The sequence below is a fragment of the Aminobacter sp. P4_D5 genome (assembly GCF_056401815.1).
The window spans coordinates 1-7,064 of sequence record NZ_JBFUIP010000223.1 but is presented as its reverse complement, the minus strand read 5'-3'; the positions used below and the strand labels follow the sequence as shown (position 1 = coordinate 7,064).

Here is a 7,064-nt window from a genome sequence, read left to right as displayed (position 1 = left end):
GCGAGTTCTTCGACCATCCGCGCCACGAGCGCACCAAGCTGTTCCTCAGCCAGATCCTGCATTAGGCTCCCCGCTCAACGATCCAAAAGCCCGGTCGCATTTCGGCCGGGCTTTTTTGTTGGAACTACATGCTTCGACAAAAGGGACAGCCTGCCAGTGAGAAGAATATTTCGTCTTCTGGGCATCCTTGTCCTGCTGGTGTTCACGGCGGTGGCGTTTGGCACACTGGTGCCAAGGCCGCTTTTCGGCGGCGACCAAGCTGCCGCAACGCCGCGCCACATCCTTGTTTTCACCAACCCGATCCACACCGACATTGCCGTGCCGCTTGATGCGGCGGTGCTGAAAAAGTTCGGCTTTCTGCTCGACGCCGGCATCGAGGCGGACCTGCCGGGGGCGCGCTATCTGGTGTTCGGCTGGGGCAGCAAGGCCTTCTACATTGGAACGCCGACATGGGCGGAGCTCAAGCCGGGGCCTGTGCTTGCGGCGCTCACGCTCGACAATTCAGTGATGCATGTCGATCTGGCTGGTGAAATTGCACTGCCGCACCCGACTGTAGGACGCTTCGATATCGGCGAGGCCGGCTTTGCCRCACTGCTCAATTTCATCGAGCGCAGCTTCCAGCAGGGGCCGAATGGCGTGCAGCGCATACCGGATGTGAACTACGGCGCCTATGACGGTTTCTTTGAGGCCAAAGGCAAGTTCAACGCCTTGGCGGGCTGTAACACTTGGACGGCGGCGGCACTTCGAGAAGCCGGCCTGACGACCGGCTGGTGGAACCCTTTGCCGGCGACGCTGAACTGGTCGCTTGGGCTCTATAACCGGCCTTGGTCGGACCAGCCGGGCGGGGTCCAGCCATAGAGCCAATCCATGTCGGCGGCGAGGCTTTCCGGCGATTTGAGTTTGAGGAACAGGTTGCGCGCCACCGCCACCGGCCCACTGGCATGCCAGGCGAAATGGTTGAGCGCGCCGCGCCGTGCCACTTTGCGCACACGCAATTTGCGCTCCATTTCCCATCGCGACAGTGCGTCCGCGATCGCCGGGCCTGACACAATCGCGTCCGCCAGCGTAAAGGCGTCTTCGATCGCCATCGCGGCACCTTGGGCGGCGAAGGGCGTCATGGCGTGTGCCGCGTCGCCGATCAACGCGATGCCGCTTGGCGCGGTCCATGGGCGGGCTTGGTCGACGGTATGCAGCGGCCACACCGTCCACGGACCGGCTTCGTCGATCAGCCGGGAAAGGGCAGGCGCTGTGCCTCGCATCGCCCGTTTCAACGCACCAGCATCGGTCTCGCCCGACCATTGCTCGGCGATCGAATTGCCCGGCGTGAAGGCGGCGAGATTGATCGCTGTGCCGGCACGGATGGGGTAGGCGACCAGATGAAAGCCCGCGTGTAGATAAGTCGTTACCATCGCCGGCGAGCTCAGCGCGGCAAAATGTCGACCGACGTCGCCGTCAGAGGAGAGCGTGGTGCGCCAGGCCAGTTCGCCTGAAAACCGGCTCTTCTCGTTCGGGCCGATAAGACGTCGGCTGGTCGACCAGACGCCGTCTGCTGCAACAAACAAAACAGCGTCGACATTGGAGGCGACACCGCCTTGCGTGGTCGACACCGTGATGCCGCCCGCCTGCGCCTCGACGCCGGTGACCTCGGAGCCGATGGTGACCTCGATCAAGGGGCTTTCCGCGACCTGTGCGAGCAGGGCATGTTGAAGGTCGGCGCGATGGGCAACGAGGTAGGGAGCCTTCCAGCGTCGCTCGGCCGCTGCACCCAGGGGAACGCGCGCCCGTTCAGACAAGGTCGCCGCGTMGCGCAGAACGACCGCTTCCGGCCGCACGGTCGAGGGGCTGACCAGATCGAGCACACCAAGGCGGTCTAGTATACGGGTGGCGTTGGGAGAAAGCTGGAGTCCGGCACCGACTTCTGCCAGCGTCGGCGCGCGTTCGTGCACGCGAACGCCAAAGCCATGTCTTGCGAAGGCGAGCGCCGCAGTGAGCCCGGCGACGCCGGCTCCCGCCATCACGATCTGTCGCGATTGCATGACCGCGGCTTTGTCGTCAGGCTGCGCGGTCGGCGACGTACAGGCAGCCTGACGGCTGTGTCTCGGTCGCCTTCAGCTTGGCCGAGAAGCGATAGAGCGTCGAGCAGTAGGGGCAGACCTTTTCGGCGTCCGCACCCATGTCGAGGAACACATGCGGGTGATCGAAGGGCGGGTTGGCGCCCACGCACATGAATTCCTTCACGCCGATCTCGATCAGGGCATGTCCAGCATCGTTCTGGAAGTGGGGGATGGAGCCGCCGGCCATGGTGTTTTTCCCTTCTGAGGAACTTCGCGCATGAATGCCACGGCTCGCTTGCACGTCCAAGGGATCTGCGACGCCGTTATCCGAAGCGTTTGTATCATAAGCGACAGGTTTGCAAGATGCTGAAATGAAACTGTCGCAATTGCCTGTCAGAGGATAAGTTGAGCCGGATAAGCGGCGGAACGCTGCGGTGGGGAAGGGTTGCATATGAATCAGTTGAGGCCGGTACATACCGATTTCGTCAACGACAAGTCGCCGACCGACGCGGCAGACGGCAACCCCGATCGCTTCGTCAATCGTGAGTTCTCCTGGCTGCAATTCAACAGGCGAGTGCTCGAACAGGCACAAAATCCCAACCACCCGCTGCTCGAACGCGTCCGCTTCCTGTCGATTTCGGCCGGCAATCTCGATGAATTCTTCATGGTCCGCGTCGCCGGCCTCGCTGGGCAGGTGCGCGAGGGAATCACCATTCGCAGCGCCGATGGCCGCACGCCGGAACAGCAGCTCGAACAGCTGCTGCTCGAGGTCGAACGCCTGCAGGAAGACCAGCAGAAGAGCCTGTCGAGCCTGATGGAGTTGCTCAAGCTCGAAGGGATCGAGAGCATCTCCGCGACCGACCTCACCAAGGATGAGAAGAAGTGGCTCGAGGACCACTTCATGGAGCAGATCTTCCCGGTCCTGACGCCCCTGTCGATCGACCCGGCGCATCCGTTTCCGTTCATCCCCAATCTCGGGTTCTCCATCGCGCTACAGCTGCGTCACCGCAAGAACGGTGAGGAAATGACGGCCTTGCTGCGCCTGCCGGTGGCCCTGCGCCGCTACATCAGGCTGCCGGACCGCAAACGCACGGTGCGGTTCATCCCGATCGAGGAGACGGTGAGCCTGTTCATCGGCAAGCTCTTCCCCGGCTACGAGGTCAAGGGTTCCGGCACGTTCCAGATCATCCGCGATAGCGACATCGAGGTCGAGGAAGAATCCGAAGACCTGGTGCGGTTGTTTGAGACCGCACTCAAGCGCCGGCGGCGTGGGTCGGTGGTCCGAATCGAGTTCGATAGCCAGATGCCGGCGGCACTACGCGAATTTGTTGCCGGCGAGCTTGGCGTTGCTGCCAACCGGGTCAGCATTCTGAGTGGGCCTCTGGCCATCAACCAGATTTCCGAAATCGTCGCCGTCCCGCGCGACGACCTGAAGTTCCCGCCGTTCAATCCGCGTTTCCCCGAGCGTATCCGCGAACACCGCGGCGACTGCTTCGCGGCGATCCGGGAGAAGGACTTCGTCGTCCATCACCCTTACGAATCCTTCGATGTCGTCGTGCAGTTCCTGCGCCAGGCGGCGATCGACCCTGAAGTGGTGGCGATCAAGCAGACACTCTACCGGACGTCCAACGACAGCCCGATCGTGCGTGCGCTCGTCGACGCCGCCGAGGCCGGCAAGTCGGTGACCGCACTCGTCGAACTCAAGGCGCGCTTCGATGAGGAGGCCAATATCCGCTGGGCGCGCGACCTCGAACGCGCCGGCGTGCAGGTGGTGTTCGGTTTCCTCGAACTCAAGACGCACGCCAAGATGTCGCTTGTGGTTCGCCGCGAGGACGGGCGCCTGCGCAACTACGTCCATCTCGGCACCGGCAACTACCACCCGATCACCGCGCGCATCTACACCGACCTGTCCTTCTTCACCACCGATTCGGCGATTGCGCGCGACGTAGCGCAGATCTTCAACTTCATCACTGGCTATGCCGAGCCGGCGGAGGAGATGTGCATCGCCTTGTCGCCCTACACGCTGCGCAGCCGCATCCTCAAACATATCGCCGATGAGGTCGAGCATGCCCGCAATGGCAAGCCGGCGCAGATATGGATGAAGATGAACGCGCTGGTCGATCCGATCATCATTGACGCGCTTTACGATGCCAGCCGAAGCGGGGTCGAAATCGACCTTGTGGTGCGCGGCATCTGCTGCCTGAGGCCACAGGTGCCCGGGCTGTCGGAGAACATTCGCGTCAAGTCGATCGTCGGCCGCTTCCTCGAGCACAGCCGCATCTACTGCTTCGGCAATGGCCATGGCCTGCCGTCGGACGAGGCCGTTGTCTACATCAGCTCGGCGGATTTGATGCCGCGCAACCTCGACCGCCGTGTCGAATGCATGGTGCCGATCACCACGCATTCGACTGTGCACGAGCAGGTGCTTGGCCAGGTCATGCTCGGAAACATCATGGACAACCAGCAAAGTTTCGAAGTATTGGCGGATGGAACCTCGCGGCGGATCACGCTGGACGAGGGCGAAGAGCCGTTCAATGCGCAGGAATATTTCATGACCAATCCGAGTCTGTCCGGACGGGGTGACGCGCTGAAGTCTCACGCACCCAAACGCATTGCCCAGTTCAAACGTCGCAAGAAGGCTGAGGCGGCGGCCACCTGATGGCGCAACTTTCGCAGGGCCGGCTCAAGGACCGCCGACCGCTGTCGATCATCGATATCGGCTCGAACTCCATCCGTCTGGTCGTCTATGAAGGGTTGGCGCGCTCGCCGACCCTTCTGTTCAACGAAAAGATGCTGGCCGGTCTTGGCCGCGGCATCGTTTCGACGGGAAAGCTCGACCCCGAGGGTGTGACGCGCTCGATGGAGGAATTCAGGCGTTTTCGCGGGTTGTCCGAACAGGCGGGCGCGGAAAAGATGTATGTGCTGGCGACCGCTGCGGCGCGCGAGGCCATCAACGGTCCCGATTTCATCCAGCGCGCCGAAGATGTGCTCGGCACCAAGATCCAGGTGCTGACTGGCCGTGAAGAGGCCCATTATTCCGCTCTTGGCGTGATTTCCGGCTTCCATCCCGCCGACGGTATCGCCGGCGATCTGGGCGGCGGTAGTCTGGAACTCGTCGACGTCCGGGGTGAAGACATTGGCGAGGGCATCACCTTGCCGCTCGGTGGCCTGAGACTCCAGGACATGGCGAAAGGCTCGCCGGTGGTGGCGGCCAAGATCGCGCGCACCGAACTCATGCGCGCCAAGCTGCTCAAGGGCGGGCAGGGCAGGACCTTCTATGCCGTGGGCGGGACGTGGCGAAACCTCGCCCGCTTGCATATGGGCATCACCAACTATCCGCTTGAGGTGATGCACCACTACGAGCTCGATCCCACGAGCCTGATCCCCTTCCTCAAGCAGGTCGCGCGTGGCGATGTCGAAAAGGTCAAGGGCATCGAAGGCGTGTCGAAGAACCGCCGCTCGCTTTTGCCCTATGGCGCTGTGGTGCTGCAGGAAATCATCGAGGCGATGGAGCCGTCGAAGATTGTTGTCTCGGCTCTCGGTGTGCGCGAGGGCTTTTTGTTTTCGCTGCTCGACGAGCAGGAACAGCGTGCCGATCCGCTTATCTCTGCTGCCGAAGAACTGGCCTTGCTGCGCGCGCGTTCGGTGCGCCATGCGCACGAGCTGGCCGAATGGACACGCAAGTCATTCGCTGCCTTCGGCATCGAAGAGACGGAGGAGGAGGCGCGCTATCGTCATGCCGCCTGCCTGCTCGCCGATATCGGCTGGCGCGCCCATCCTGAATATCGGGGCAGGCAATCGCTCAACATCATCGCGCACGCGTCGTTTATCGGTGTCGACCATCCGGGCCGTGCCTTCCTGGCGCTGGCCAACCTGTTCCGCCACGACGGCGTTTTCAACGACACCTTCGCCCCGGAGCTGAAGGAGCTGGCGACACCACGCTATCTCGAACGCGCACGCATCCTGGGCGCCATGATGCGGGTGGTCTATCTGCTCACGGCCTCGATGCCCGGCGTGATGCCGAAGCTGCGCTGGGAAGACCGGGGCCATGGCGTGCTGGCGCTGATCATCCCAGCAGAATTCGGCCAGCTCTACGGGGAGCGGCCGGCAGGGCGTCTGGCGCAACTTGCCAAGGTCACTGGTCGCAAGCTGGTGCTGGCGGTCGAGGACGGCCCGAGCATCTCGGTCAAATAGATCGGCGGAACAGCAACCGGTCGAGCGAGATCGCACCTGCGCCTGCGACTGATAGCGCAATCAGGCCGCCAGATGTGGCAATGTCCTTCATCAGGGCCTGCTGGTGCATGAAGGCCATCGCCGGATTGTCGCCGCCCTGGCCGTAATGGCCAATGAAACCGGCGGCCAGCGCAAAGGCGGCGAGCAGCAGCGACACCGCGCGGGTCTGAAAGCCAAGCAGCACCAGCGCCCCACCGCCCAGTTCCAGCAATCCGACGCCCAGTGCCACGAATGTCGGCAAGGGAAAGCCGAGCCCGGCGAAGTAGCTGGCGGAGCCTGAGATATTCGAAAGAGTACTGATGCCAGCGGGCACAAACAGTGCGGCGATCAGGATTCGGGCGACAAGCAGCAACAGATTGTTGAGCATCGGGGTAACCTCACAGCCGCAGGATGCACCTGTGCATTGGTGATGTCATCACTATGTCGATCTGTCGGCCACTTCAGCGCACAAAAAAGCCCGGGACAAGCCCGGGCTAATCTTGGGAGGAAGTCTGCTTGGTTTAGCGGCGGCGGGCGTCGATCGACAGCGCGCCGGCGCCAAAGGCTGCGAGCACGAACAGGCCACCGGCGATTGCCAGGTTCTTCTGCAGAAACATCACCTGCGTCGGATCGGCGAAGTTGAGGTGTGCGATTGCGGTCGCAGCCAGGGTGAACAGGCCGAGCACGATCGCAGCGACGCGAGTCTGGAAGCCAACCAGGATGGCGATGCCGCCGGCCAGTTCAACCAAGCCGACAACCACGGTCGTAACCGTCGGCAGCGGCAGGCCGATGCTGGCG

7 protein-coding genes are annotated in these 7,064 nt (G+C 62.7%); 3 read left to right on the top strand and 4 right to left on the bottom strand.

Annotated features, from left to right (window positions below):
- The first annotated feature begins 156 nt into the window (after positions 1 to 156).
- Positions 157 to 858 carry a TIGR02117 family protein gene (locus AC1DWF_RS28555; RefSeq protein ID WP_476842345.1) on the top strand — a complete coding sequence of 234 codons (702 nt, stop codon included), beginning with the start codon at positions 157 to 159 and terminating at the stop codon, positions 856 to 858.
- Here the strand turns inward: AC1DWF_RS28555 and AC1DWF_RS28550 are convergent.
- On the bottom strand, positions 813 to 2,036 hold the full coding sequence (locus tag AC1DWF_RS28550; protein ID WP_476842344.1) for an FAD-dependent monooxygenase: 1,224 nt from the start codon (positions 2,034 to 2,036) through the stop codon (positions 813 to 815). The genes AC1DWF_RS28555 and AC1DWF_RS28550 overlap by 46 nt on opposite strands.
- 16 nt (positions 2,037 to 2,052) lie before the next feature.
- Positions 2,053 to 2,301, bottom strand: a complete 249-nt coding sequence (locus AC1DWF_RS28545) for a zinc-finger domain-containing protein (RefSeq protein WP_476786151.1) — start codon at positions 2,299 to 2,301, stop codon at positions 2,053 to 2,055.
- 204 nt (positions 2,302 to 2,505) lie between these two features.
- Here AC1DWF_RS28545 and AC1DWF_RS28540 point away from each other — a divergent pair, with 204 nt between their 5' ends.
- Both AC1DWF_RS28540 and ppx read left to right on the top strand, forming a co-directional pair.
- Positions 2,506 to 4,713, top strand: a complete 2,208-nt coding sequence (locus tag AC1DWF_RS28540; protein WP_476804445.1) for an RNA degradosome polyphosphate kinase — start codon at positions 2,506 to 2,508, stop codon at positions 4,711 to 4,713.
- Complete coding sequence (gene ppx, locus AC1DWF_RS28535; RefSeq protein WP_476785947.1) at positions 4,713 to 6,248, top strand: exopolyphosphatase; 1,536 nt, start codon at positions 4,713 to 4,715, stop codon at positions 6,246 to 6,248. The genes AC1DWF_RS28540 and ppx overlap by 1 nt, the downstream gene beginning before the upstream one ends.
- Here ppx and AC1DWF_RS28530 read toward each other — a convergent pair.
- The gene (locus tag AC1DWF_RS28530) at positions 6,241 to 6,654 is read right to left on the bottom strand and encodes a DoxX family protein (protein WP_476785946.1); all 414 of its coding nucleotides are present in this window, start codon (positions 6,652 to 6,654) and stop codon (positions 6,241 to 6,243) included. The two genes, ppx and AC1DWF_RS28530, sit on opposite strands and share 8 nt — an antisense overlap.
- Positions 6,655 to 6,787: 133 nt before the next feature.
- On the bottom strand, positions 6,788 to 7,064 hold a 277-nt coding region (locus AC1DWF_RS28525), incomplete at its 5' end, for a DoxX family protein (protein WP_476842343.1).